This window comes from Streptococcus sp. 1343 (assembly GCF_013277355.1).
Taxonomy (GTDB): domain Bacteria; phylum Bacillota; class Bacilli; order Lactobacillales; family Streptococcaceae; genus Streptococcus; species Streptococcus pseudopneumoniae.
Map to the genome: position 1 here is coordinate 43,803 of NZ_VMMT01000022.1, position 26,159 is coordinate 69,961.

34 protein-coding genes and 1 pseudogene are annotated in these 26,159 nt (G+C 39.6%); 29 read left to right on the forward strand and 6 right to left on the reverse strand.

The annotated features are described in order from the left end of the window. Position 1: 1 nt before the first annotated feature. The 24 genes from rplP to HT709_RS03565 all read left to right on the forward strand — a co-directional run bounded on the left by rplP (position 2) and on the right by HT709_RS03565 (position 13,355). Positions 2-415 (forward strand): 50S ribosomal protein L16, encoded by a 414-nt coding sequence (rplP, locus tag HT709_RS03450; RefSeq protein ID WP_000960946.1) that lies wholly within the window; start codon positions 2-4, stop codon positions 413-415. A gap of 9 nt (positions 416-424) precedes the next feature. Next, entirely contained in the window at positions 425-631 is a 207-nt protein-coding gene (gene rpmC / locus HT709_RS03455; protein WP_000772918.1) for a 50S ribosomal protein L29, read from the forward strand. Between the two features lie 24 nt (positions 632-655). Then, on the forward strand, positions 656-916 hold the full coding sequence (gene rpsQ / locus HT709_RS03460) for a 30S ribosomal protein S17 (protein WP_000440801.1): 261 nt from the start codon (positions 656-658) through the stop codon (positions 914-916). 25 nt (positions 917-941) lie between these two features. Continuing rightward, positions 942-1,310 carry a 50S ribosomal protein L14 gene (rplN, locus tag HT709_RS03465; RefSeq protein ID WP_000616545.1) on the forward strand — a complete coding sequence of 123 codons (369 nt, stop codon included), beginning with the start codon at positions 942-944 and terminating at the stop codon, positions 1,308-1,310. A 182-nt stretch (positions 1,311-1,492) separates the two neighbouring features. Next, positions 1,493-1,798, forward strand: a complete 306-nt coding sequence (rplX, locus tag HT709_RS03470; protein WP_000497691.1) for a 50S ribosomal protein L24 — start codon at positions 1,493-1,495, stop codon at positions 1,796-1,798. Between the two features lie 23 nt (positions 1,799-1,821). Continuing rightward, positions 1,822-2,364, forward strand: coding sequence for a 50S ribosomal protein L5 (gene rplE / locus HT709_RS03475; protein ID WP_000013542.1), 543 nt, complete (start codon positions 1,822-1,824; stop codon positions 2,362-2,364). 17 nt (positions 2,365-2,381) lie between these two features. Then, entirely contained in the window at positions 2,382-2,651 is a 270-nt protein-coding gene (rpsN, locus tag HT709_RS03480) for a 30S ribosomal protein S14 (RefSeq protein WP_001085703.1), read from the forward strand. 285 nt (positions 2,652-2,936) lie between these two features. Then, positions 2,937-3,335: a 30S ribosomal protein S8 gene (gene rpsH / locus HT709_RS03485; RefSeq protein ID WP_000245503.1), complete on the forward strand. Its 399-nt coding sequence runs from the start codon at positions 2,937-2,939 to the stop codon at positions 3,333-3,335. 187 nt (positions 3,336-3,522) lie between these two features. Beyond that, positions 3,523-4,059 carry a 50S ribosomal protein L6 gene (gene rplF / locus HT709_RS03490; protein ID WP_000086635.1) on the forward strand — a complete coding sequence of 179 codons (537 nt, stop codon included), beginning with the start codon at positions 3,523-3,525 and terminating at the stop codon, positions 4,057-4,059. 83 nt (positions 4,060-4,142) lie between these two features. Then, a complete protein-coding gene (gene rplR, locus HT709_RS03495) occupies positions 4,143-4,499 on the forward strand; it encodes a 50S ribosomal protein L18 (protein WP_000624044.1) in 357 nt (118 codons plus the stop codon). A 17-nt stretch (positions 4,500-4,516) separates the two neighbouring features. Beyond that, positions 4,517-5,011 carry a 30S ribosomal protein S5 gene (gene rpsE, locus HT709_RS03500; protein ID WP_000874202.1) on the forward strand — a complete coding sequence of 165 codons (495 nt, stop codon included), beginning with the start codon at positions 4,517-4,519 and terminating at the stop codon, positions 5,009-5,011. A gap of 13 nt (positions 5,012-5,024) precedes the next feature. Further along, the gene (gene rpmD, locus HT709_RS03505) at positions 5,025-5,207 is read left to right on the forward strand and encodes a 50S ribosomal protein L30 (protein ID WP_000057241.1); all 183 of its coding nucleotides are present in this window, start codon (positions 5,025-5,027) and stop codon (positions 5,205-5,207) included. A gap of 144 nt (positions 5,208-5,351) precedes the next feature. Next, positions 5,352-5,792 carry a 50S ribosomal protein L15 gene (gene rplO, locus HT709_RS03510; RefSeq protein WP_000766086.1) on the forward strand — a complete coding sequence of 147 codons (441 nt, stop codon included), beginning with the start codon at positions 5,352-5,354 and terminating at the stop codon, positions 5,790-5,792. Between the two features lie 12 nt (positions 5,793-5,804). Then, positions 5,805-7,115, forward strand: a complete 1,311-nt coding sequence (secY, locus tag HT709_RS03515) for a preprotein translocase subunit SecY (RefSeq protein WP_000465393.1) — start codon at positions 5,805-5,807, stop codon at positions 7,113-7,115. Between the two features lie 150 nt (positions 7,116-7,265). Next, positions 7,266-7,904 (forward strand): adenylate kinase, encoded by a 639-nt coding sequence (locus HT709_RS03520; RefSeq protein WP_001050436.1) that lies wholly within the window; start codon positions 7,266-7,268, stop codon positions 7,902-7,904. Positions 7,905-8,020: 116 nt separating this feature from the next. Next, positions 8,021-8,239 (forward strand): translation initiation factor IF-1, encoded by a 219-nt coding sequence (infA, locus tag HT709_RS03525; protein ID WP_001029883.1) that lies wholly within the window; start codon positions 8,021-8,023, stop codon positions 8,237-8,239. 24 nt (positions 8,240-8,263) lie between these two features. Next, positions 8,264-8,380, forward strand: coding sequence for a 50S ribosomal protein L36 (gene rpmJ, locus HT709_RS03530; protein ID WP_001808836.1), 117 nt, complete (start codon positions 8,264-8,266; stop codon positions 8,378-8,380). Positions 8,381-8,397: 17 nt separating this feature from the next. Then, positions 8,398-8,763, forward strand: a complete 366-nt coding sequence (gene rpsM / locus HT709_RS03535; protein WP_000090781.1) for a 30S ribosomal protein S13 — start codon at positions 8,398-8,400, stop codon at positions 8,761-8,763. A gap of 17 nt (positions 8,764-8,780) precedes the next feature. Continuing rightward, positions 8,781-9,164, forward strand: a complete 384-nt coding sequence (gene rpsK / locus HT709_RS03540; protein WP_001118385.1) for a 30S ribosomal protein S11 — start codon at positions 8,781-8,783, stop codon at positions 9,162-9,164. Between the two features lie 42 nt (positions 9,165-9,206). After that, complete coding sequence (locus tag HT709_RS03545) at positions 9,207-10,142, forward strand: DNA-directed RNA polymerase subunit alpha (protein WP_000568988.1); 936 nt, start codon at positions 9,207-9,209, stop codon at positions 10,140-10,142. 11 nt (positions 10,143-10,153) lie between these two features. Further along, positions 10,154-10,540: a 50S ribosomal protein L17 gene (gene rplQ, locus HT709_RS03550; protein WP_000331493.1), complete on the forward strand. Its 387-nt coding sequence runs from the start codon at positions 10,154-10,156 to the stop codon at positions 10,538-10,540. A gap of 264 nt (positions 10,541-10,804) precedes the next feature. After that, complete coding sequence (locus tag HT709_RS03555) at positions 10,805-11,071, forward strand: ACT domain-containing protein (protein ID WP_000644123.1); 267 nt, start codon at positions 10,805-10,807, stop codon at positions 11,069-11,071. A gap of 9 nt (positions 11,072-11,080) precedes the next feature. Further along, complete coding sequence (locus HT709_RS03560) at positions 11,081-12,418, forward strand: PFL family protein (RefSeq protein ID WP_172925523.1); 1,338 nt, start codon at positions 11,081-11,083, stop codon at positions 12,416-12,418. 244 nt (positions 12,419-12,662) lie between these two features. Beyond that, complete coding sequence (locus HT709_RS03565) at positions 12,663-13,355, forward strand: histidine phosphatase family protein (RefSeq protein ID WP_031233452.1); 693 nt, start codon at positions 12,663-12,665, stop codon at positions 13,353-13,355. A 102-nt stretch (positions 13,356-13,457) separates the two neighbouring features. Here HT709_RS03565 and HT709_RS03570 read toward each other — a convergent pair whose 3' ends face one another. The 5 genes from HT709_RS03570 to HT709_RS03590 all read right to left on the reverse strand — a co-directional run bounded on the left by HT709_RS03570 (position 13,458) and on the right by HT709_RS03590 (position 19,783). Next, positions 13,458-15,116 (reverse strand): iron ABC transporter permease, encoded by a 1,659-nt coding sequence (locus HT709_RS03570; RefSeq protein WP_138700348.1) that lies wholly within the window; start codon positions 15,114-15,116, stop codon positions 13,458-13,460. After that, positions 15,106-16,197 (reverse strand): ABC transporter ATP-binding protein, encoded by a 1,092-nt coding sequence (locus tag HT709_RS03575; RefSeq protein ID WP_001290047.1) that lies wholly within the window; start codon positions 16,195-16,197, stop codon positions 15,106-15,108. Before HT709_RS03575 ends, HT709_RS03570 begins: the two co-directional genes overlap by 11 nt. A gap of 12 nt (positions 16,198-16,209) precedes the next feature. Then, a complete protein-coding gene (locus HT709_RS03580; protein WP_000731166.1) occupies positions 16,210-17,256 on the reverse strand; it encodes an ABC transporter substrate-binding protein in 1,047 nt (348 codons plus the stop codon). A gap of 111 nt (positions 17,257-17,367) precedes the next feature. Then, positions 17,368-18,141, reverse strand: coding sequence for a response regulator (locus tag HT709_RS03585; protein ID WP_000475415.1), 774 nt, complete (start codon positions 18,139-18,141; stop codon positions 17,368-17,370). Then, positions 18,134-19,783: a histidine kinase gene (locus HT709_RS03590; protein ID WP_000019712.1), complete on the reverse strand. Its 1,650-nt coding sequence runs from the start codon at positions 19,781-19,783 to the stop codon at positions 18,134-18,136. Before HT709_RS03590 ends, HT709_RS03585 begins: the two co-directional genes overlap by 8 nt. Positions 19,784-19,930: 147 nt before the next feature. Between HT709_RS03590 and leuS the strand changes: the two genes are divergently transcribed. From leuS to HT709_RS03610, 4 genes are read left to right on the forward strand one after another with little or no spacing between them, the layout of a single operon-like run. Then, on the forward strand, positions 19,931-22,432 hold the full coding sequence (leuS, locus tag HT709_RS03595; protein WP_000011746.1) for a leucine--tRNA ligase: 2,502 nt from the start codon (positions 19,931-19,933) through the stop codon (positions 22,430-22,432). A gap of 41 nt (positions 22,433-22,473) precedes the next feature. Further along, positions 22,474-23,316, forward strand: a complete 843-nt coding sequence (locus HT709_RS03600) for a hypothetical protein (protein ID WP_001081167.1) — start codon at positions 22,474-22,476, stop codon at positions 23,314-23,316. 55 nt (positions 23,317-23,371) lie between these two features. Continuing rightward, entirely contained in the window at positions 23,372-24,067 is a 696-nt protein-coding gene (locus HT709_RS03605; protein WP_001144903.1) for a GNAT family protein, read from the forward strand. A gap of 11 nt (positions 24,068-24,078) precedes the next feature. Beyond that, on the forward strand, positions 24,079-24,495 hold the full coding sequence (locus HT709_RS03610; protein ID WP_000628388.1) for a GNAT family N-acetyltransferase: 417 nt from the start codon (positions 24,079-24,081) through the stop codon (positions 24,493-24,495). 813 nt (positions 24,496-25,308) lie between these two features. Here the strand turns inward: HT709_RS03610 and HT709_RS03615 are convergent. After that, a complete protein-coding gene (locus HT709_RS03615; protein ID WP_000970294.1) occupies positions 25,309-25,401 on the reverse strand; it encodes a type I toxin-antitoxin system Fst family toxin in 93 nt (30 codons plus the stop codon). A gap of 115 nt (positions 25,402-25,516) precedes the next feature. On the opposite strand from HT709_RS03615, the pseudogene HT709_RS11695 reads away from it, so the two are divergent. Then, positions 25,517-25,958, forward strand: a pseudogene (locus HT709_RS11695) (IS630 family transposase); the annotation flags it as partial. Positions 25,959-26,159: the final 201 nt, after the last annotated feature.

The following is a 26,159-nucleotide window of genomic DNA, read 5'->3' on the forward strand; positions in this document are numbered from 1 at the left end:
AATGTTAGTACCTAAACGTGTTAAACACCGTCGTGAATTCCGTGGAAAAATGCGCGGTGAAGCAAAAGGTGGAAAAGAAGTAGCATTCGGTGAATACGGTCTTCAAGCTACAACTAGCCACTGGATCACTAACCGCCAAATCGAAGCTGCTCGTATCGCCATGACTCGTTACATGAAACGTGGTGGTAAAGTTTGGATTAAAATCTTCCCACACAAATCATACACTGCTAAAGCTATCGGTGTGCGTATGGGATCTGGTAAAGGGGCACCTGAAGGTTGGGTAGCACCAGTTAAACGTGGTAAAGTGATGTTCGAAATTGCTGGTGTATCTGAAGAGATCGCACGCGAAGCGCTTCGTCTTGCTAGCCACAAATTGCCAGTTAAATGTAAATTCGTAAAACGTGAAGCAGAATAAGGAGAAGGCATGAAACTTAATGAAGTAAAAGAATTTGTTAAAGAACTTCGTGGTCTTTCTCAAGAAGAACTCGCGAAGCGCGAAAACGAATTGAAAAAAGAATTGTTTGAACTTCGTTTCCAAGCTGCTACTGGTCAATTGGAACAAACAGCTCGCTTGAAAGAAGTTAAAAAACAAATCGCTCGTATCAAAACAGTTCAATCTGAAGCGAAATAATAGACTAGGGAAGGAGAAATTTCAATGGAACGCAATAATCGTAAAGTTCTTGTTGGACGTGTTGTATCTGACAAAATGGACAAGACAATCACAGTTGTAGTTGAAACAAAACGTAACCACCCAGTCTATGGTAAACGTATTAACTACTCTAAAAAATATAAAGCTCATGATGAAAACAATGTTGCCAAAGAAGGCGATATCGTACGTATCATGGAAACTCGCCCGCTTTCAGCTACAAAACGTTTCCGTCTTGTAGAAGTTGTTGAAGAAGCGGTCATCATCTAATCAAACCTGAAAGGAGAAAACTGAAATGATTCAAACAGAAACTCGTTTGAAAGTCGCAGACAACAGCGGTGCTCGCGAAATCTTGACTATCAAAGTTCTTGGTGGTTCAGGACGTAAATTTGCAAACATCGGTGATGTTATCGTGGCATCTGTAAAACAAGCTACTCCTGGTGGTGCGGTTAAAAAAGGTGACGTTGTTAAAGCAGTTATCGTTCGTACTAAATCAGGTGCTCGTCGTGCTGATGGTTCATACATCAAATTTGACGAAAACGCAGCAGTTATCATCCGTGAAGACAAAACTCCTCGCGGAACACGTATCTTTGGCCCAGTCGCACGTGAATTGCGTGAAGGTGGCTTCATGAAGATCGTGTCACTTGCTCCAGAAGTACTTTAATTGGTTGCTCAAAGAAAATTAAAACAAGTCTAGGAAGTAAAACGAAAGCATAACTTAAGTTAGGTGAGTTGAAACTGACGAAGGATTGCTTTGATTTTCGAAGAGCAAAAACAAACAAACTAGTCCCCTAGCTTCAAGCTAGGGTGCCCTTATGGGCGTAAGAAAAATCAAGGAGAAACCTAATGTTTGTAAAAAAAGGCGACAAAGTTCGCGTAATCGCTGGTAAAGATAAGGGAACAGAAGCTGTTGTCCTTACTGCCCTTCCAAAAGTAAACAAAGTTATCGTTGAAGGTGTTAACATCGTTAAGAAACACCAACGTCCAACTAACGAGCTTCCTCAAGGTGGTATCATCGAGAAAGAAGCAGCTATCCACGTATCAAACGTTCAAGTTTTGGACAAAAATGGTGTAGCTGGTCGTGTTGGTTACAAATTTGTAGACGGTAAAAAAGTTCGCTACAACAAAAAATCAGGCGAAGTGCTTGATTAATCACGAAGGAAAGGAGAAGTATAATGGCAAATCGTTTAAAAGAAAAATATCTTAATGAAGTAGTTCCTGCTTTGACAGAACAATTTAACTACTCATCAGTGATGGCTGTGCCTAAAGTAGATAAGATCGTTTTGAACATGGGTGTTGGTGAAGCTGTATCAAACGCTAAAAGCCTTGAAAAAGCTGCTGAAGAATTGGCACTTATCTCAGGTCAAAAACCACTTATCACTAAAGCTAAAAAATCAATCGCCGGCTTCCGTCTTCGTGAAGGTGTTGCGATCGGTGCAAAAGTTACCCTTCGTGGTGAACGTATGTACGAATTCTTGGATAAATTGGTTTCAGTTTCACTTCCACGTGTACGTGACTTCCACGGTGTTCCAACAAAATCATTTGACGGACGCGGAAACTACACACTTGGTGTGAAAGAACAATTGATTTTCCCAGAAATCAACTTTGATGACGTTGACAAAACTCGTGGTCTTGACATCGTTATCGTGACAACTGCTAACACTGACGAAGAGTCACGTGCATTGCTTACAGGCCTTGGAATGCCTTTTGCAAAATAATATAGGAGGTAAATCTAATGGCTAAAAAATCAATGGTAGCTAGAGAGGCTAAACGCCAAAAAATTGTTGACCGTTATGCTGAAAAACGTGCTGCATTAAAGGCAGCAGGGGACTATGAAGGTTTATCTAAATTACCTCGCAACGCCTCACCGACTCGTTTACATAATCGTTGTAGAGTTACGGGGCGCCCACATTCAGTTTACCGCAAATTTGGTCTGAGTCGTATCGCTTTTCGCGAACTTGCGCATAAAGGTCAAATTCCTGGTGTAACAAAAGCATCTTGGTAATTTAAGATATCAAGGGCGTCAAAACTCTAAGTGAAAATAGGAAACTTGACGAAGAAACTGAGGTTTCTAGGAAAGTTTATCTTTTTCACACAGAGTTTAGCCCGGGTTCAGTTGGGCTAGCCAATTTGAACACGAGCTACAGCTTTGGCAAAAAAAGACCAATTTTCTTTGGAGCATCGCTCCTGCATCAAATTGCCTATTTTTGCTCTTGCTGTTACGCTCTTTGTATCATGTATTAACTAGCAAGTGCAACTTGCAAACTACTAGTAAGAGGAGAAAAACAAAATGGTTATGACTGACCCAATCGCAGACTTCCTAACTCGTATTCGTAACGCTAACCAAGCTAAACACGAAGTACTTGAAGTACCTGCATCAAACATCAAAAAAGGGATTGCTGAAATCCTTAAACGCGAAGGTTTTGTAAAAAACGTTGAAATCATCGAAGATGACAAACAAGGCATCATCCGTGTATTTCTTAAATACGGACCAAACGGTGAAAAAGTTATCACTAACTTGAAACGTATTTCTAAACCAGGACTTCGTGTCTACAAAAAACGTGAAGACCTTCCAAAAGTTCTTAACGGACTTGGAATTGCTATCCTTTCAACTTCTGAAGGTTTGCTTACTGATAAAGAAGCACGCCAAAAGAATGTTGGTGGAGAAGTTATCGCTTACGTTTGGTAATATTTAGCTCCCAATTTCTTTGTGACTCTTCGTTATCGTCTCTTGCCTAACCCAAAGTTATGCCTGCGAGACGATGCCTAGATTCACTTTGAAATTGAAACCTAAATGTTCCTTTAAATCGAGAAATCGATTTAGCCCCGTGAAAACTGGCCGTTCTGGCCTGACAATTTAACAGGAGAAAATAAACATGTCACGTATTGGTAATAAAGTTATCGTGTTGCCTGCTGGTGTTGAACTCACTAACAATGACAACCTTGTAACTGTAAAAGGACCTAAAGGAGAACTTACTCGTGAGTTCTCAAAAGATATTGAAATCCGTGTGGAAGGTACTGAAGTAACCCTTCACCGTCCAAACGATTCAAAAGAAATGAAAACTATCCACGGAACTACTCGTGCCCTTTTGAACAACATGGTTGTTGGTGTATCAGAAGGATTCAAGAAAGAACTTGAAATGCGTGGGGTTGGTTACCGTGCACAACTTCAAGGATCTAAACTTGTTTTGGCTGTTGGTAAATCTCACCCAGACGAAGTTGAAGCTCCAGAAGGAATTACTTTTGAACTTCCAAACCCAACAACAATCGTTGTTAGCGGAATTTCAAAAGAAGTAGTTGGACAAACAGCTGCTTACGTACGTAGCCTTCGTTCACCAGAACCATATAAAGGTAAAGGTATCCGTTACGTTGGTGAATTCGTTCGCCGTAAAGAAGGTAAAACAGGTAAATAATGTTGAGTGGTTGATTTTCAACCACCAACCTATTTTCCAACTTTGTGCATAGCACACGATTTAAAACTAAAGAGGTGAAAACTGTGATTTCAAAACCAGATAAAAACAAACTCCGCCAAAAACGCCACCGTCGCGTTCGCGGAAAACTCTCTGGAACTGCTGATCGCCCACGTTTGAACGTATTCCGTTCTAATACAGGCATCTACGCTCAAGTGATTGATGACGTAGCGGGTGTAACGCTCGCAAGTGCTTCAACTCTTGATAAAGAAGTTTCAAAAGGAACTAAAACTGAACAAGCTGTTGCTGTCGGTAAACTCGTTGCAGAACGTGCAAACGCTAAAGGTATTTCAGAAGTGGTGTTCGACCGCGGTGGATATCTATATCACGGACGTGTGAAAGCTTTGGCTGATGCAGCTCGTGAAAACGGATTGAAATTCTAATAGGAGGACACTAGAAAATGGCATTTAAAGACAATGCAGTTGAATTAGAAGAACGCGTAGTTGCTGTCAATCGTGTTACAAAAGTTGTTAAAGGTGGACGTCGTCTTCGTTTCGCAGCTCTTGTTGTTGTTGGTGACCACAACGGTCGCGTAGGATTTGGTACTGGTAAAGCTCAAGAAGTTCCAGAAGCAATCCGTAAAGCAGTAGATGATGCTAAGAAAAACTTGATCGAAGTTCCTATGGTTGGAACAACAATCCCACACGAAGTTCTTTCAGAATTCGGTGGAGCTAAAGTATTGTTGAAACCTGCTGTAGAAGGTTCTGGAGTTGCCGCTGGTGGTGCAGTTCGTGCCGTTGTGGAATTGGCAGGTGTGGCAGATATTACATCTAAATCACTTGGTTCTAACACTCCAATCAACATTGTTCGTGCAACTGTTGAAGGTTTGAAACAATTGAAACGCGCTGAAGAAGTTGCTGCCCTTCGTGGTATTTCAGTTTCTGATTTGGCATAAGAAAGGGGATAAAATGGCTCAAATTAAAATTACTTTGACTAAGTCTCCAATCGGACGCATTCCATCACAACGTAAAACTGTTGTAGCACTTGGACTTGGCAAATTGAACAGCTCTGTTATTAAAGAAGATAACGCTGCTATCCGTGGTATGATCACTGCAGTATCTCACTTGGTAACAGTTGAAGAAGTAAACTAATGAATTTTTAGGGGATGTGCACTATACCATCCCCTAAAACTAGATATAGTCATCTATGATGACGTCGTATAGGCGAGTTGATGGGGGAGACAACCTTTTCTCCCTTATCGGCGCTAGCATTTTACAAAAGAGGAGAAAATAAAAATGAAACTTCATGAATTGAAACCTGCAGAAGGTTCTCGTAAAGTACGTAACCGCGTTGGTCGTGGTACTTCATCAGGTAACGGTAAAACATCTGGTCGTGGTCAAAAAGGTCAAAAAGCTCGTAGCGGTGGCGGAGTTCGCCTTGGTTTTGAAGGTGGACAAACTCCATTGTTCCGTCGTCTTCCAAAACGTGGATTCACTAACATCAACGCTAAAGAATACGCAATTGTGAACCTTGACCAATTGAACGTCTTTGAAGATGGTGCTGAAGTAACTCCAGTTGTTCTTATCGAAGCAGGAATTGTTAAAGCTGAAAAGTCAGGTATTAAAATTCTTGGTAACGGTGAGTTGATTAAGAAATTGACTGTGAAAGCAGCTAAATTCTCTAAATCAGCTGAAGAAGCTATCACTGCTAAAGGTGGTTCAGTAGAAGTCATCTAAGAGAGGTGACCTATGTTTTTTAAATTATTAAGAGAAGCTCTTAAAGTCAAGCAGGTTCGATCAAAAATTTTATTTACAATTTTTATCGTTTTGGTCTTTCGTATCGGAACTAGCATTACAGTTCCTGGTGTGAATGCCAATAGCTTGAATGCTTTAAGTGGATTATCCTTCTTAAACATGTTGAGCTTGGTGTCGGGGAATGCCCTAAAAAACTTTTCGATTTTTGCCCTAGGAGTTAGTCCCTATATTACTGCTTCTATCGTTGTCCAACTCTTACAAATGGATATTTTACCGAAATTTGTAGAGTGGGGAAAACAAGGGGAAGTAGGTCGAAGAAAATTGAACCAAGCTACTCGTTATATTGCCCTTGGTCTAGCCTTTGTGCAATCTATCGGGATTACAGCTGGTTTTAATACCTTGGCTGGAGCTCAATTGATTAAAACTGCTTTAACTCCCCAAGTTTTTCTGACGATTGGTATCATCTTAACAGCTGGTAGTATGATTGTCACTTGGTTGGGAGAGCAAATTACAGATAAGGGATACGGAAATGGTGTTTCTATGATTATCTTTGCCGGGATTGTTGCCTCAATTCCAGAGATGATTCAGGGCATCTATGTGGACTACTTTGTGAACGTCCCAAGTAGCCGTATCACTTCATCTATCATTTTCGTAATCATTTTGATTATTACTGTATTGTTGATCATTTACTTTACAACTTATGTTCAACAAGCAGAATACAAAATTCCAATCCAATATACTAAGGTTGCACAAGGTGCTCCATCTAGCTCTTACCTTCCATTGAAGGTAAACCCTGCTGGAGTTATCCCTGTTATCTTTGCCAGTTCCATTACTGCAGCGCCTGCGGCTATTCTTCAGTTTTTGAGCGCCACAGGTCATGATTGGGCTTGGGTAAGGGTAGCACAAGAGATGTTGGCAACCACTTCTCCAACTGGTATTGCTATGTATGCTTTATTGATTATTCTCTTTACATTCTTCTATACGTTTGTACAGATTAATCCTGAAAAAGCGGCAGAGAACCTACAAAAGAGCGGTGCCTATATCCATGGAGTTCGTCCTGGTAAAGGTACAGAAGAATATATGTCTAAACTTCTTCGTCGTCTTGCAACGGTTGGTTCCCTCTTCCTTGGTGTGATTTCCATTTTGCCGATTGCAGCTAAAGATGTATTTGGTCTTTCTGATGTTGTTGCCTTTGGTGGAACAAGTCTCTTGATCATTATCTCTACAGGTATCGAAGGAATCAAGCAATTGGAAGGTTACCTATTGAAACGTAAGTATGTTGGTTTCATGGACAGAACAGAATAAAAGTATTTACTGAATCAGTAAATGCTGAGGGAGTGGAGGTTTAAACTCTGACATTTGTAAGAGTTGGATCTCCCCTCTTCTATTTTGTTTTTAAATAGGGGTGAAAAGACTGTTTGCTTCTATTTAAAAATAAAATAAGGAGATCAAATCATGAATCTTTTGATTATGGGCTTACCTGGTGCAGGTAAGGGAACTCAAGCAGCAAAAATCGTAGAACAATTCCATGTTGCACATATCTCAACAGGTGATATGTTCCGCGCTGCAATGGCAAATCAAACTGAAATGGGTGTTCTTGCTAAGTCATATATTGACAAGGGTGAATTAGTTCCTGATGAAGTTACAAATGGAATCGTAAAAGAACGTCTTTCACAAGATGATATTAAAGAAACAGGATTCTTGTTGGATGGTTACCCACGTACAATCGAACAAGCTCATGCCTTGGACAAAACATTGGCTGAACTTGGCATTGAACTAGAAGGCGTCATCAACATAGAAGTGAATCCAGATAGCCTCTTGGAACGTTTGAGTGGCCGTATCATCCACCGCGTAACTGGAGAAACTTTCCACAAGGTCTTTAACCCACCAGTTGACTATAAAGAAGAAGATTACTACCAACGTGAAGATGATAAACCTGAGACAGTAAAACGTCGATTGGACGTTAATATTGCTCAAGGAGAACCAATCATTGCTCACTACCGTGCCAAAGGTTTGGTTCATGACATCGAAGGTAATCAAGATATCAATGATGTCTTCTCAGATATCGAAAAAGTATTGACAAATTTGAAATAAAGCGCTTTTCACACTTGCAAAAATCCGCTACAAATGTTATACTGAGATAGTCTGACTTATAATTGTTGTCTCTGTGTCTAGAGGCATCGAATCGAAATTTATGGAGGTGCTTTTGCGTGGCAAAAGACGATGTGATTGAAGTTGAAGGCAAAGTAGTTGATACAATGCCGAATGCAATGTTTACGGTTGAACTTGAAAATGGACATCAGATTTTAGCAACAGTTTCTGGTAAAATTCGTAAAAACTATATTCGTATTTTAGCGGGAGATCGTGTTACTGTCGAAATGAGTCCATATGACTTGACACGTGGACGTATCACTTACCGCTTTAAATAATCGAAAAACTTGGAGGGATAAGAAATGAAAGTAAGACCATCGGTCAAACCAATTTGCGAATACTGTAAAGTCATTCGTCGTAATGGTCGTGTTATGGTAATTTGCCCAGCAAATCCAAAACACAAACAACGTCAAGGATAAGATAGAAAGGAGAAAACATGGCTCGTATTGCTGGAGTTGACATTCCAAATGACAAACGCGTAGTAATCTCATTGACTTATGTTTATGGTATCGGACTTGCAACATCTAAGAAAATTTTGGCTGCTGCTGGAATCTCAGAAGATGTTCGTGTACGTGATCTTACATCAGATCAAGAAGATGCTATCCGTCGTGAAGTGGATGCAATCAAAGTTGAAGGTGACCTTCGTCGTGAAGTAAACTTGAACATCAAACGTTTGATGGAAATCGGTTCATACCGTGGTATCCGTCACCGTCGTGGACTTCCTGTCCGTGGACAAAACACTAAAAACAACGCTCGCACTCGTAAAGGTAAAGCTGTTGCGATTGCTGGTAAGAAAAAATAATATAGGAGGTAAAAGTCTTGGCTAAACCAACACGTAAACGTCGTGTGAAAAAGAATATCGAATCTGGTATTGCTCATATTCACGCTACATTTAATAACACTATTGTTATGATTACTGATGTGCATGGTAATGCAATTGCTTGGTCATCAGCTGGTGCTCTTGGTTTCAAAGGTTCTCGTAAATCTACACCATTCGCTGCTCAAATGGCTTCTGAAGCTGCTGCTAAATCTGCACAAGAACACGGTCTTAAATCAGTTGAAGTTACTGTAAAAGGTCCAGGTTCTGGTCGTGAGTCAGCTATTCGTGCGCTTGCTGCCGCTGGTCTTGAAGTAACAGCAATTCGTGATGTGACTCCAGTGCCACACAATGGTGCTCGTCCTCCAAAACGTCGCCGTGTATAATCATCGCATTACACTGCTTTTCGTTTAAGAGGGAGTAACTAAATGATCGAGTTTGAAAAACCAAATATAACAAAAATTGATGAAAATAAAGATTATGGCAAGTTTGTAATCGAACCACTTGAACGTGGCTACGGTACAACTCTTGGTAACTCTCTTCGTCGTGTACTTCTAGCTTCTCTACCAGGAGCAGCTGTGACATCTATCAATATTGATGGTGTGTTACATGAATTTGACACAGTTCCAGGTGTTCGTGAAGACGTGATGCAAATCATTCTGAACATTAAAGGAATTGCAGTGAAATCGTACGTTGAAGACGAAAAAATCATCGAACTGGATGTTGAAGGTCCTGCTGAAGTAACAGCTGGTGACATTTTGACAGATAGCGATATTGAAATTGTAAATCCAGATCATTATCTTTTTACAATCGGTGAAGGTTCTTCTCTAAAAGCGACTATGACTGTTAACAGTGGTCGTGGATATGTACCTGCTGATGAAAATAAAAAGGATAATGCACCAGTTGGAACACTTGCTGTAGATTCTATTTATACACCAGTTACAAAAGTCAACTATCAAGTGGAACCTGCTCGTGTAGGTAGCAATGATGGATTTGACAAATTAACCCTTGAAATCTTGACAAATGGAACAATTATTCCAGAAGATGCTTTAGGGCTTTCAGCACGTATTTTGACAGAACATCTTGATTTGTTTACAAATCTTACTGAGATTGCTAAGTCAACTGAAGTGATGAAAGAAGCTGATACTGAATCTGACGATCGTATTTTGGATCGTACGATTGAGGAACTGGACTTGTCTGTGCGTTCATACAACTGTTTGAAACGTGCCGGTATCAATACTGTGCATGATTTGACAGAAAAATCTGAAGCAGAGATGATGAAAGTACGAAATCTTGGACGCAAGAGTTTGGAAGAAGTGAAACTCAAACTCATTGATTTGGGTCTTGGATTAAAAGATAAATAAAGGAGGAATACATGGCTTACCGTAAACTAGGACGCACTAGCTCACAACGTAAAGCAATGCTTCGCGATTTGACAACTGACCTTTTGATCAACGAATCAATCGTGACAACTGAAGCTCGTGCTAAAGAAATCCGTAAAACTGTTGAAAAAATGATTACTCTAGGTAAACGTGGTGATTTGCATGCACGTCGTCAAGCGGCTGCTTTCGTACGTAATGAAATCGCATCTGAAAACTATGATGAAGCAACTGATAAGTACACTTCTACTACAGCACTTCAAAAATTGTTCTCAGAAATCGCACCTCGTTATGCTGAACGTAACGGTGGATACACTCGTATCCTTAAAACTGAACCACGTCGTGGTGATGCAGCACCAATGGCGATCATCGAATTAGTATAAAATCATCAATTTTGTTGAGTGTTATGATGATGGAGTCTTGTGCTCTTAGTCTAGCTCTGGTCTACCGCTAGGATTTCGGTCCTAGCGGGAACACTCATCATAAGTTGGGATAGTAGACGCTTGTTTACGAAATTGTTTTTTGCTTAAGAACAACTTCGTAAGCAGGCGTTTTTGAGTATTTTAGTTAGAATTATGCTATACTATTTGAAAAGAATCCTGTTTAATGTTCAGGTTTCCTATTAAAAGAAGAATTGGAGTTTGCTTATGAAAGCGATTATAACTGTTGTTGGTAAAGATAAATCTGGAATTGTTGCAGGTGTTTCTGGTAAAATTGCAGAATTGGGTTTGAATATTGATGATATCTCTCAAACTGTCTTGGATGAATATTTCACGATGATGGCTGTCGTCTCTAGCGATGAAAAGCAAGATTTTACTTATCTTCGTAATGAATTTGAAGCTTTTGGGCAAATTTTGAATGTGAAAATCAATATTCAGAGTGCAGCGATTTTCGAAGCTATGTATAATATCTAGGAGGTGCACATGGATATTAGACAAGTTACTGAAACCATCGCCATGATTGAGGAGCAAAACTTCGATATCAGAACCATTACCATGGGGATTTCCCTTTTGGACTGTATCGATCCAGATATCAATCGTGCTGCGGAGAAAATTTATCAAAAGATTACGAGCAAGGCAGCCAATTTAGTGGCTATTGGGGATGAAATTGCAGCTGAGTTGGGAATTCCTATCGTTAATAAGCGTGTATCGGTGACTCCTATTTCTCTGATTGGAGCAGCGACAAATGCGACGGACTATGTAGTTTTAGCAAAAGCGCTTGATAAGGCTGCGAAAGAAATAGGTGTAGATTTTATAGGTGGTTTCTCTGCATTAGTACAAAAAGGTTATCAAAAGGGAGATGAGATTCTTATCAATTCTATTCCTCGTGCTTTGGCTGAAACGGACAAGGTCTGCTCGTCAGTCAATATCGGCTCAACCAAGTCTGGTATCAATATGACGGCTGTTGCAGATATGGGACGTATTATCAAGGAAACGGCTAATCTATCAGATATGGGGGCAGCCAAGTTGGTTGTATTCGCTAATGCTGTTGAGGATAATCCATTTATGGCGGGTGCCTTCCATGGTGTTGGGGAGGCAGATGTTATCATCAATGTCGGAGTTTCTGGTCCTGGTGTGGTAAAACGTGCTTTGGAAAAAGTTCGTGGACAGAGCTTTGATGTAGTAGCCGAAACCGTTAAGAAGACTGCCTTCAAGATCACTCGTATCGGTCAATTGGTTGGTCAAATGGCCAGCGAGAGACTGGGTGTGGAGTTTGGTATTGTGGACTTGAGTTTGGCACCAACTCCTGCGGTTGGAGATTCTGTGGCACGTGTCCTTGAGGAAATGGGTCTAGAAACAGTTGGCACGCATGGAACGACGGCTGCCTTGGCTCTCTTGAACGACCAAGTTAAGAAGGGCGGAGTGATGGCCTGCAACCAAGTCGGTGGTTTGTCTGGTGCCTTTATCCCCGTCTCTGAGGATGAGGGGATGATTGCTGCAGTGCAAAATGGCTCTCTTAATTTGGAAAAACTAGAAGCCATGACGGCTATCTGTTCTGTTGGTTTGGATATGATTGCCATTCCAGAGGATACACCTGCTGAAACCATTGCGGCTATGATTGCAGATGAAGCTGCAATTGGTGTTATTAACATGAAGACAACTGCTGTTCGTATCATTCCAAAAGGAAAAGAAGGCGATATGATTGAGTTTGGTGGCTTATTAGGAACTGCGCCTGTTATGAAGGTCAATGTGGCTTCGTCTGTCGATTTCATCTCTCGTGGAGGACAAATCCCAGCACCAATTCATAGTTTTAAAAATTAAGAAAATAGGAGAAATTTTAAGTTCTATTTAAGATTAGCTGTGTATACTATAATCATTAAATAAAGACCTCCTAATATTATTTGAAACAGATAACACTGATTTAGTTTGAATTTGATTTTCATCTAATATCTTTATTTAATAGAACTCCTAAACTTTTTCATAATAATCTCCTGCAAAAGTCGCCTGTATGGGTGGCTTTTGTTTTATCATCCATGATATAATAGAAGCAAACGGAGGACGAAAAATGGTAAAAGTACGATTGTATTTGGTACGTCATGGCAAGACCATGTTTAACACGATTGGTCGCGCGCAAGGCTGGAGCGATACTCCCTTAACGGCTGAAGGTGAGCGAGGAATTCAAGAATTAGGGATTGGCTTGCGAGAATCTGGTCTACAGTTTGAGCGCGCTTATTCCAGTGATTCTGGGCGCACCATTCAGACCATGGGAATCATTCTTGAAAAACTTGGCTTGCAGGGGAAAATCCCTTATCGCATGGACAAGCGTATCAGAGAATGGTGTTTTGGAAGCTTTGATGGAGCTTACGATGGCGATCTTTTTATGGGTATTATTCCTCGTATCTTTAATGTGGACCATGTTCACCAATTGTCTTATGCTGAACTGGCTGAGGGCTTGGTAGAGGTTGACACAGCTGGTTGGGCTGAAGGATGGGAAAAACTCAGTGGCCGAATTAAGGAAGGCTTTGAAGCGATTGCCAAAGAAATGGAAGAACAAGGTGGGGGCAATGCCCTCGTTGTCAGCCACGGAATGACCATTGGAACCATTGTTTATCTGATCAATGGCATGCATCCTCATGGGCTAGATAATGGTAGCGTAACGATCCTTGAATATGAGGACGGCCAGTTTAGCGTAGAAGTTGTCGGCGACCGTAGTTACCGGGAACTAGGACGTGAGAAGATGGAGGAATCCTCTATTTAATCAGTCTAGACTTGCTTGCTATGAACTAGGGATTTGATAGGAATATCAAGATAAGAAAAAACAGCCGAGGTTAGTCCTTTCGGCTGTTTTTGATAGGGAAAACTAAAGTGTAATGCTACTGCTTTTAGAGATTTTCATAAACAAGAGCAAGGAAGCTACTGTTAGAATAGTCAAGATAGTTGACAAGGCTGCGGCTACACCGTAATTTCCTCTGAGAACTTCTGTATAAATGGCTACAGTCATTGTTCTTGTTTTGACATTGTAGAGGAGGATAGAAGTAGAGAGTTCTGAAATCATTGTGACCCAAGATAAGATGGCTCCAGAAATAATACCAGATAGCATCATTGGAGTTGTAATCTTGGCAAAGGTATTGAGACGACTACTTCCTAAGCTTTCCGCGGCTTCTTCAATACTTGGGGCTATTTGTTGCAAACTAGCAACAGATGAGCGAATAGTATAAGGCAATCTTCTGACAGATAGGGACATAATCAAGATGAAAGCAGTTCCTGTAATCATAAGAAATCCACTTCCAAATAGGCCAGTATTGAAGGAAGAAATGAAGGCAATCCCTAGAACGGTTCCTGGTACAATATAAGGAACCATACTGAGGCTGTCAATTAAGTTTGTAAACAAATTCCGTTTTCTAACGGCTAGGTAGGAGATAAATGTTGCGAATAGGACAACTAGAACTAAGGCAATCAAAGGGATACGAATGGTATTGAAAATAGCAGAGCCCATACGATTGAAAGCCACCTTGTAACTGTTTAGAGAATAGCCTTTAACAAATACCATACCTGATGTTTTTAGGAAAGAGGTATAAATCAAGTAGATTTGAGGTAAAACAGAGATAAAGATAATTCCGTAGACTGTTGTATAAATGGCAGCCATTTTTCCTTTTGTAGTTTTTTTAGGCTCAATTGGATGGAGCGAATTCATGCTGAAACTGTAGCGGTTTGCAATGTGTTTTTGGATAAGGAAAATTGTCAAGGCAATGATAATCGCCATAATTGCTAGAGCAGATGCAAAAGCAGAATTTCCTCCAACCTCGCTAATAAATTGTGTATAAATCAGGACAGGGAAAGTTCGATATCCTTCACCAATTAACATAGGCGTTCCAAAGTCTGAGAATGCTCTCATAAATACAAGCAGGGCAGCAGCTAGTAAGGTTGGAACTAGGAGAGGTAAAACAACCGTTACGATACGCTTAAATCCGAAAGACCCCATGCTTTCAGCAGCTTCAAGTAGAGAATTGTCAATACTTTTCATTGTCCCAGCAACGTATAGAAATACCAGTGGGAATAGTTGCAGTGTAAAGACAAGTACAATTCCTTTGAATCCATAAATATCAATAGCTGGAAGATGAAGGGCATTTGTCAGGAATTTAGTGATGACCCCATTTCGTCCCAGCAAGAGAATCCAGGAGTAGGCTCCCACGAACGGAGCTGACATAGAAGCAATGATAATCAATATTTGTAGAAATTTCTTTCCCTTGAAATCATACATGGAAAAGAGATAAGCTAATAGGGTTCCTACAACTAAGGAAGTGACAGTAGCGGTAATGGAAACCTTGAAACTGTTGACGAGTGTCTCAGAGTAGTAGGCTTTACTAAAGAAAGTGACAAAATTAGCTAGTGAGAATTGTCCTTCATGTATGAGTGCTTGCTTGAGCACGGTAACGATAGGATAAACGAGAAAGACAAGATAAGTAAGAAAGATGAAGAAAGAGGAGGCTGTCCAAATATTTAGTTTTTTACGTTCCATGGTTGACTCCTTTTATCAGGTTTTGTGAACCATCTGCAGAAAAGACGTTTAATTTTTGAGTATTGATTCGTAGACGAATACGATCGCCTTTTTGTAGATCTTCTTCAAAAGTTGATTCTTCGCTAACTTGAATTTTTGAGGCAAATCCTGTTTCGATGAAGTATTCAGTATTCAGTCCAAGATAGACGCTATCGCTAATAGTGCCTTCAATATCTCCAGATTCATCTTTGATAAACTCTTCAGGACGAATACTTACATGAATAGCTTGTGCTTCAGCCTGATCAAGGGCTGGCATTCGAAGAGCATAGCCATCTGAAAAGACGATATAAGCGCCGTCGCTCCGTTTTTCAAGATTGGCAGGGATGATATTTGTGCGTCCGATAAAGGTTGCTACAAACTCATTAGCTGGTTTATGATAGAGTTCTTTTGGCCGACCGATTTGTTGGATGACTCCGTCTTTCATAACAGCAATTTGATCTGAAATAGCCATGGCTTCTTCTTGGTCGTGGGTTACATAGACGGTTGTAATTCCCACTTCGTGTTGGATTTCTCGAATGGCTTGACGCATATCCAAGCGAAGTTTGGCATCTAGGTTACTAAGTGGCTCGTCCATGAGGAGAACACTTGGATTAACAGCTAAGGCGCGTGCCAAGGCGACACGTTGTTGTTGTCCACCACTGAGTTTATCGGGCTTCCGATCCGCATATTGAGCAATTTGCATGAGTTCAAGATACTTGTTGGTCTGTTGAATCAATTCTTCTTTTGGAACCTTCTTTTGCTTGAGACCAAAAGCGACATTATCTCGGACAGTCAAATGTGGGAAAATAGCGTAGTTTTGGAAAACCATCCCGATATTGCGTTTGCTGGGTTCCATATTATTGATTTTTGTATCATCGAAGTAAAATTCTCCACCTTCGATACTGTTGAAACCTGCAATCATACGAAGAAGGGTCGTTTTCCCACACCCTGAAGGCCCAAGAAGGGTAAAGAGACTTCCTTTTGGAATTGTAATGTTCAAATTCTCAATAACAGGGACATCGTGGTAGATTTTTTTGGCGTTAATAATTCTGATCTCACTCATAGTGAACCTCTTTTACTGTTTAGATTGGATATCTGTAAAGACTTCGTTGTATTTCTTAACGATATCTGATTTATTTTTGATGACATAATCATAATCTTCAGTGAGTGTTTTGATTTTGTCAATTGGTTTCATGTTTTCGCTTGTTTTGGCATTTTTACGAACAGGACGGTTAGTAGTGGTTGTACCAAGTGTATCTTGTACTTCTTGAGAGATAATAAAATCGATAAATTTCTTGGCATTTTCCATATTTTTCGCTTTTTTAACGATAGCAGCACTAGCAGGTAGGAAGACGGTTCCTTCTTTTGGATAGACTACCTTGATATTAGCTCCGTCATTTAAGAGTTTAACTGCTGGATCTTCATAAGAGAGACCAACAGCCATTTCTCCGTCAGCGACTGCTTTATAGACACCAGATGAGCTTGAACCGATTTTCCCATCAATAAGTGTGAAGAGATCTTTTACATAAGACCAAGCCTTATCGTCTTTGTAACCACCTTGAGCTTGTAGCATATTTGTTAATTGAGCAAAGGCGCTAGAAGAGTTTGCTGGGTCAGCAGTTGCAATTTTTCCTTTTAGTTCAGGTTTGAGAAGGTCGCTATATCCTTCGATGTTCATGCCTTTCGTTAAATCAGGATTGACGATTAAAACACTACCATCTAGTGTATAAGGAGTAGAGTAGCCAGTTGTGTTTTGATATTCTTTGATAACATTATCATTTTCTTTTGAAGTATAGTTTTCAAAGAGTTCTCCGTGGGTAGCATATTGTGTATAAGAACCACCAAAGATGACATCAGCTACAGGAGCTTCTTTTTCTGACTCCAGTTTTTTGAAAAGTTCTCCAGTACCAGCTTGAATCAGTTCTACTTTGATACCATATTTTTCTTCAAAGGCAGGAATAGTTGCTCCGATTAAGCCCTCTGAGTTTGGTGAATAAACGACTAGCGAACCGCCGTCTCCTTTATCAGATGAACCGCCATCGGCAGATTCATTAGAAGAACAAGCAGCAAGACCAAAAAGGGCTAGTCCGCAAGCAGCATAATACATCCATTTCTTTTTCATGATGGATACCTCCGTTGTGTTATTTAAGTTTATTTTAAAACAATATAAGCGTTTTTAAAACCGACAATTCTATTCTATTAGAGTAAAATTCTCTACAAAAAGAAGAATAGCTTATTTTACTATTCTTCCGAGTGATTTCAATTCCTTTGGGGAAATATGGAGATACTTTTTAAATACTTTGGCAAAATATTTATAGTCTGAAAATCCAACTTGATCAGAGATGTCGCTTAGAGGGGAGTTGGGAGATTCAGCCATCTTATCTATAGCTTGTTTCAGACGATATTGTAAGATATATTCATTTAGAGTCATGGGGAAGTCTTCTTTGATAACTTTATATAGATAGCTTTCGCTATAGTTTAAAGCTTCAGCAATAGTCGCAATCGTAAAATGCTCTGCATAATGCTTGTGGACAAAGGAAATAATTTGTTGAATGATTTGGTTTTGTGTATCAACCTGTTGGATAGAGGTGAGTAAAGTTTGATATTCTTCTAAAAAAGGAGTTTCTTGATAGGTACTACCTTGTAATCGCAAAACAATGTTTTGAAGACATTCTGTCAATTCCTTGGTATCAATTGGCTTGGATAAGAAATCAACTGCTCCGTATTGCATGGCTTTTTTGGCATTTTGAAAATCGTTATAACCTGATAAGATAACTTTTTCATAGGAAAGGGTACGAGTGGCTTCGAACATCATAAAAGCATCCATAATTGGCATGGTGATGTCTGTTAAGACAATATGAGGTTCTTTTTCTTGGATGAGTTTCATTCCCTCTTGACCGTGACTGGCAGTTCCTACGACTTGGATACCTACGGCAGAGTAGTCTACGGCAATCTCTAGCCATTTTCGGATGAGGTGTTCGTCTTCTACGATAATGAGCTTAAACATGAGTTAGTCCTTTCGTTATAAATTTGACCCAAGTTTCTCCTTGGCGATTGACTCCTAAATCTAGCTGGACATCAGAAAAGAAATTGCTCAATCGTTTGTAGCTGTTCACGATGCCATGCTGGGTATGAGGGCTTTCTAAAGAGTCTAAAATAGCGAGTCGCTCTTGTTTTGTGAGCCCTCCGGCATTATCCTTGATTAAAAAAGTCAGAGAATCTGCTTCCAAGGTAATTTGGATATCAATATGAAGATCAATACGGTATTGCATCCCATATTTTATAGCATTTTCTACTAGAGGAAGTAAGAAAAGTTTAGGGATAGGCTGATTATCGACAGTTTCTGGACAGACAATATCATAAGAAAAGTGCTCAAAACGAATCTTATGAATCATAAGGTAATCCTCTATAATCTTTAAATCCTGACAAATGGTTGTTTCTTTTTCTAAATCCGTGATACTGTAGCGAAGAATGCGCGTGAGATTTTGAATTAGGTCTTGTGTGAGGGCGGCATCCATTAAAGAAGTGATTTTAATCGTCTCAAGTGTATTGTAGAGAAAATGAGGATTGAACTGAGCTTCCAGCATTTTTCTTTCAAAAATCCATTTTTCTTTTTCTATGGTCAACATTTTTTGATGAAGTTGATCTAATTCGTACAACATATTGTTGATTTTTTCTGCCATAAACTCAAACTCATCACCTGTTTGTAGAGAAAGCCTTTTTTCTGCTTGTTTAGGAATTTCTTGAAGTTGGTAAACCAAACTTTCAATAGGAACAGCATTGTGTGTGGCAATCTTATGAGCAATTCGTCTTGCTTGCCAGAAGTAGAGGAAGAATATACACAAGGTGAGAATGGAGGCTAGACCAAGTAAGCTAGGAATGGGAAAGAAGGATTGAAAAGTATAGATTGAAAAAATAGCACCGACTTTTTCTTTTTGAACAATAAGCGGTTCATTCGCATACCAGTGGGTGCGAGAGTGTAGGAGTTTTTCATCCAATTTTTCAAGAGTGGAGCGAGTAAACTGATTTGTATTGTTGGAAAACATATTTCCAAAGCTATCGGTAATGATGTATTTGGAATTGATCATTGGGAAGCTTGAGATGAAATCATTCTCATTTACGAAAGCAATAGTATAGGCCTTAACTCGTTGGTTTTGAAGTAGTGGTTTGATAAAGAGTGTGTAATGTTGCTTATCTGAAGAGAGTGCAATTTTTTCTGTCACTTTTTCTTGAGAAGGATTTTGAATGAGCAGTTTTAGATAGTAGGGTGATAAAATACTTTCTTGATGATTTCGATTGGTACTAAATAGTAATTCACCTGTATCGTTTAGAATAATGAGGTCAGAACTAAGCTTCAATCTAGCTTTTGTCTCGTAAAATAAGCTAAAGACTTCTCTCTCTGTGTGTTTGCCGTCCAAAAATTCAGGAATCATTTTATGGTTCATAGTAGTCAGGAGCTCATTATTTGCTTCTTTCATTTCTTGAACCTGTTTGACAATCTGTCTCGTATCTTTGGAGAGTTGCTGCTTTTGTAAAAAATAGGAAAAACCAAAAAGTAAAATGAGTAGTAAAAGAGAGGTCACAAAGGCTGCGATAGAGCTTCTATGGAGAATTTCTTTTTGGAGCGATTTTTTAAAGGAATGAGACATCTGCTACCTCCTTGGAAGGGTTTTCTGTTATAAGTATAGCAGTTTAAAAATTTTAGAGCAAGGTAAAATAGAAAAGTATAGAATAGAACGAGACCAAATTCCCTCAAAAATGGTATAATAGTAACATCACAAAATTGGAGAGAGACCATGAGTTTTTACAATCATAAAGAAATTGAGCCTAAGTGGCAGGGCTACTGGGCAGAACATCATACATTTAAGACAGGAACAGATGCATCAAAACCTAAGTTTTATGCTCTTGATATGTTCCCTTATCCGTCTGGAGCTGGTCTGCACGTAGGACACCCAGAAGGTTATACTGCAACCGATATCCTCAGTCGTTACAAACGTGCGCAAGGCTACAATGTTCTTCACCCAATGGGTTGGGATGCTTTTGGTTTGCCTGCAGAGCAATACGCTATGGATACTGGTAATGACCCAGCAGAATTTACGGCGGAGAACATTGCCAACTTCAAACGCCAAATCAATGCGCTTGGATTTTCTTATGACTGGGATCGTGAAGTCAACACAACAGATCCAAACTACTACAAGTGGACGCAATGGATTTTCACCAAGCTTTACGAAAAAGGCTTGGCCTATGAAGCGGAAGTGCCAGTAAACTGGGTTGAGGAATTGGGAACAGCCATCGCCAACGAAGAGGTCCTTCCTGATGGAACGTCTGAGCGTGGAGGCTATCCAGTTGTCCGCAAGCCAATGCGCCAATGGATGCTCAAAATCACGGCTTACGCAGAGCGCTTGCTCAATGACTTAGATGAACTAGATTGGCCAGAGTCTATCAAGGACATGCAACGCAACTGGATCGGGAAATCAACTGGTGCTAATGTAACCTTCAAGGTTAAGGGAACTGATAAGGAATTCACAGTCTTTACCACTCGTCCTGATACTCTTTTCGGTGCGACTTTCACTGTTTTGGCTCCTGAGCATGAATTAGTAGACGCTATCGTAAGTTCAGAGCAAGCAGAAGCAGTTGCAGACTACAAACACCAAGCTAGCCTCAAATCTGACTTGGCTCGTACAGACCTTGCCAAGGAAAAAACTGGGGTCTGGACAGGTGCTTATGCCATCAACCCTGTCAATGGCAAGGAAATTCCAATCTGGATTGCGGACTATGTTCTTGCTAGTTATGGAACAGGTGCGGTTATGGCTGTGCCTGCCCACGACCAACGTGACTGGGAATTTGCCAAACAATTTGACCTTCCAATCGTCGAAGTACTTGAAGGTGGAAACGTTGAAGAAGCTGCCTACACAGAAGATGGCCTTCATGTTAATTCAGACTTCCTAGATGGATTGAACAAAGAAGACGCAATTGCCAAGATTGTGGCTTGGTTGGAAGAAAAAGGCTGTGGACAAGAGAAGGTTACCTACCGTCTCCGTGACTGGCTCTTTAGCCGTCAACGTTACTGGGGTGAACCAATTCCAATCATTCATTGGGAAGATGGAACTTCAACAGCTGTTCCTGAAAGTGAATTGCCACTTGTCTTGCCTGTAACCAAGGATATCCGTCCTTCAGGTACTGGTGAAAGTCCACTAGCTAACTTGACAGACTGGCTTGAAGTGACTCGTGAAGATGGTGTTAAAGGTCGTCGTGAAACCAACACCATGCCACAATGGGCAGGTTCAAGCTGGTACTACCTCCGCTATATCGATCCACACAACACTGAGAAATTGGCTGATGAGGGCCTTCTCAAACAATGGTTGCCAGTAGATATCTACGTGGGTGGTGCAGAGCATGCTGTACTTCACTTGCTTTATGCTCGTTTCTGGCACAAATTCCTCTATGACCTCGGTGTGGTTCCAACAAAAGAGCCATTCCAAAAACTCTTTAACCAAGGAATGATTTTGGGAACAAGCTACCGTGACCACCGTGGGGCTCTTGTGGCAACCGATAAGGTTGAAAAACGTGACGGTTCTTTCTTCCATGTGGAAACAGGAGAAGAGTTGGAGCAAGCACCAGCCAAGATGTCTAAATCTCTTAAGAACGTTGTCAACCCAGACGATGTGGTGGAACAATACGGTGCCGATACCCTTCGTGTTTATGAAATGTTCATGGGCCCACTTGATGCTTCAATCGCTTGGTCAGAAGAAGGTCTGGAAGGAAGTCGTAAATTCCTTGACCGTGTTTACCGTTTGATTACAAGTAAGGAAATTATTGCGGAAAACAATGGTGCTCTTGACAAGGTTTATAACGAAACCGTTAAAGCTGTCACAGAACAAATTGAGTCCCTCAAATTCAACACAGCCATTGCCCAACTTATGGTCTTTGTCAACGCGGCTAACAAGGAAGAAAAACTTTATGTAGACTACGCCAAAGGCTTTATCCAATTGATTGCACCGTTTGCTCCTCACTTGGCAGAAGAACTCTGGCAAACTGTTGCAGCAACAGGTGAGTCAATCTCTTACGTGGCTTGGCCAACATGGGACGAAAGCAAATTGGTTGAAGACGAAATCGAAATCGTCGTCCAAATCAAAGGAAAAGTCCGTGCCAAACTCATGGTCGCTAAAGACCTATCACGCGAAGAATTGCAAGAAATTGCTCTAGCGGATGAAAAAGTCAAAGCAGAAATTGACGGTAAGGAAATCGTGAAAGTAATTGCGGTACCGAATAAATTGGTTAACATTGTTGTGAAATAAAAAGAAGTAACTCTAGAGTATGAACTTTAGAATAGGTCAGAATGAATAGATTAGTGAACGATAGCAGGAAGTGTGAAATTTTATTATTTAAGATTTCTATTATTGTAGTGTCAGTTATAGTATTAGTAATGTCAATAGTGGGTGCATATTATTTTAAAAATTGTCTTTGGGACAAGGAAAGTTTAAATTTGACACTCACTTTAGACACTCTCTTTGCAGTTTTTATTACTTTCTTTAGTTTTTCAAATGATAAATCAAGCAATATTTTTGGAATATCTCCAAATGAAATTATAAGGACACAGTCTGAAGTGTATCAATTTTTATTTACAAAATCTTTTGCAACTCTATTAATAGTGACAAATTTGTTATCCATTATTCATTATTTTGGAGCCAAAAATTTAATAGTTTCTTTTAATGAAACTTATCCTCGTATTCAATCCAGTGTTGGTATCATGTGGCTACCACTGTTTGGTATTCTGATAATCTATTTTATTTGGCTCTTAATAGAGGGATTAAAATATATCAGAAAAATAAATTATATTATTCAAAATAGGGAAATAATCTATTTTTATTCGCAGGTAAAAGTTGTAGATAAACTTACTGATTCTGAATCGAAAAAATACGGTGAATATATTGATTTGTACGAATCGTGTCGTCAGAACAATTTAAGTGTTCTACTTAACTTTCTTCAAAATTCGGATGATAAACGAGGAGTTATTGCTAGTAACTCAGTGAGAATTATGTTTGAATCTTTGGATAAAGCAGACCAAATTGCGGCCCTGAATATTTGTAGAAACTATGTAGCACGAGAAAATGTTTTAAATAAAGAAGATGCAGAAAAATTGTTAAATGAAATTGATAAAAAACTTGAAATTAGCAGATAGGACAATTCAAATAGAGTTGAGTAAAAAGTTTGAAAAGTGAAACAAGGAGAAAGCTATGCCAGTAAATGAATATGGTCAGATGATTGGTGAGTCAATGGAAGGTTATACACCCGGTGCACTGCCTTCTATTGATTTCTTAGAAGGGCGTTATGCTAGGATAGAGGCTCTCTCGGTAGAAAAACATGCGGAGGATTTGCTAGCTGTTTATGGCCCGGATACTCCTCGGGAGATGTGGACCTATCTTTTTCAGGAGCCAGTAGCAGATATGGGGGAGCTGGTTAGCCTTTTAAATCAGATGTTGGCTCGTAAGGACCGTTTTTACTATGCAATCATAGACAAGGCGACTGGTAAGGCTTTGGGAACTTTTTCTCTCATGCGCATTGACCAGAATAACCGAGTAATAGAAGTCGGAGCAGTCACTTTTTCTCCAGAGCTAAGGGGTACACGGATAGGAACTGAGGCTCAGTATCTCCTAGCTCGCTATATTTTTGAGGAGCTAAACTATCGTCGCTATGAGTGGAAATGCGATGCTCTTAACCTGCCATCCAGACGAGTTGCGGAGCGTTTGGGATTTGTCTATGAAGGAACCTTCCGCCAGGCGGTGGTTTATAAGGGACGGACGAGGGATACGGATTGGTTGTCTATGATTGATAAGGACTGGCCTCAAGTCAAAGATCGTTTGGAAACATGGCTGCGTCCTGAAAATTTTGATAAAAATGGACAGCAGTACAAGAGCTTGAGAGAACTTTAAGAGGTGTTGAGATGATTACTATTAAAAAGCAAGAAATTGTCAAGCTAGAGGATGTTTTGCATCTCTATCAGGCTGTCGGTTGGACAAATTATACCCATCAACCAGAGATGCTGGAGCAGGCCTTATCGCATTCATTAGTAATTTATCTGGCACTTGATGGTGATGCTGTGGTGGGCTTGATTCGTTTGGTTGGAGATGGATTCTCATCAGTTTTTGTACAGGATTTGATTGTTTTACCAATCTATCAGCGTCAAGGGATTGGTAGTGCCCTAATGAAAGAGGCCTTAAAAGATTACAAAGATGCTTATCAAGTCCAGCTGGTGACAGAAGAGACAGAAAAAAACGTGGGATTTTATCGTTCTATGGGCTTTGAAATCTTATCCACCTATAATTGTATAGGGATGACTTGGGCGAATCGAGAAAAATAACAAAACTTGTTTTTTCTTAAGCAAAGTTTAAGGATGGTCTAGTATTATATAGTCATTAAATAAAGACCTCCTAACTTTATTTAATGAAATCCTAAAACTTTTTTTCATCATAATCTCCTAATGAAGTCACCTAATCAGGTGGCTTTTTGTGAGGTGATAGTGATAGTGATTTTCTGCAAAATGGTAGAATCTGAGAAAAGTTAAGCTAGTTTTAAGCTTCGTCTTGTATCATATAGTTATTAAATAAAGACCTCCTAACTTTATTTAATAAAATCCTAAACTTTTCTTTTTCATAATAATCTCCCTTAACTCCACCCGATCAGGTGGAGTTTTTTGGCTCTATTTCAGGCTTTTGGGGACTATTCTAAAAATCATTTTTCGATATTTTTCGGATTTTGGTCGGGGAATTGGCGGGGGCTTTTTTAGCGAATATGATTAAGAAATAGGTCTGTTGTACCTTCAGCTACTTCAACCTCACTTTGAATGTAAGTGACTGTTAATTGAAGGACTAGAACTACTGTAATAATGATTTTGCTTGTCCAGTAGTGGCGTATTAAATGAGGAGTGACATATAAGATTGTCTCTTCGTTTACTAAATCAAAATTTCTATGAAATTGATAGAATCCCTAATTTTCTCTTAAACTTGAAAGTCTTGTTGTAAAGTGGTTAAAGCTTGAGAAGCTGAGGATGTAAAGTTTTGACAAATTTTGTGAACTGTGAGATAATGGAGAGGAATTAAGGATTAGTTCTATATCATGGACTAGAAAAGACCCCAAGCTAACTTCCACATTAAGCTTGGGGTCTTTTTTGACACTATCTATCTTTGTTTAGCCATTTATCGACTAAGCGAAGGATGACACCGACCACAATCGGTCCGATGATAGTTTTAAGGATTAGTTCCATCATGGGCTATCTCACCTCCTTTCGCAGGCGGTGTAGCAGTGCCGTAGAATATTATACCATAAAGTAATCTACTCTCTCATATTATACTAAAGTCAAAAAACATCTTATAATAGTAGTTATGAAACTCACAAACGAAGAAACACAAAAAATTGAAAAACTCCTAAGAGATTCATCGTACGCCGAATACCACAAACGTCTATAGATTATATTTTATTCAAAAGAGTTATAAGGAAATCATGGATCTGCTAGATTGCAATAAAACAACTGTTTGGAGGAATTTGAAAAATATAAGGAGTTTGTATGCTCTTCTTCAAGAGACTCGTGGTGGACGTCATAGAGAATATAGGACTTACGAAGAAGAACAAGCATTTCTAAAACGTCATATAGAAACTGCTCAAGCTGGGGAATTTGTAACTGTCAATCAGTTATTTGCATCCTATCAAAAAGAGATTAGTCGCACTTCTACACGTGATGGTTGCTATTATCTCCTGAAATGCCATGGTTGGCGAACGGTCACTCCTCGACCTGAACATCCCAAGAAGGCAGACGCTCAGACAATTGAGTATGAACAAGAATCACCTCATTTGTCTTAGAGTGCTATATTTTAGAAAAATTGAAATGGCAAAGTTCTTTTGAGATAATTTTGTTAGTTGAAATTGTTTAGCTAGGCTCAGTGATTGAAACTTTTTAAATCGCATTTATTTAAAAAAATTAAAATTACCCTCAAAAATGCTTTTTTTTTTAGGAAATATAATATAATA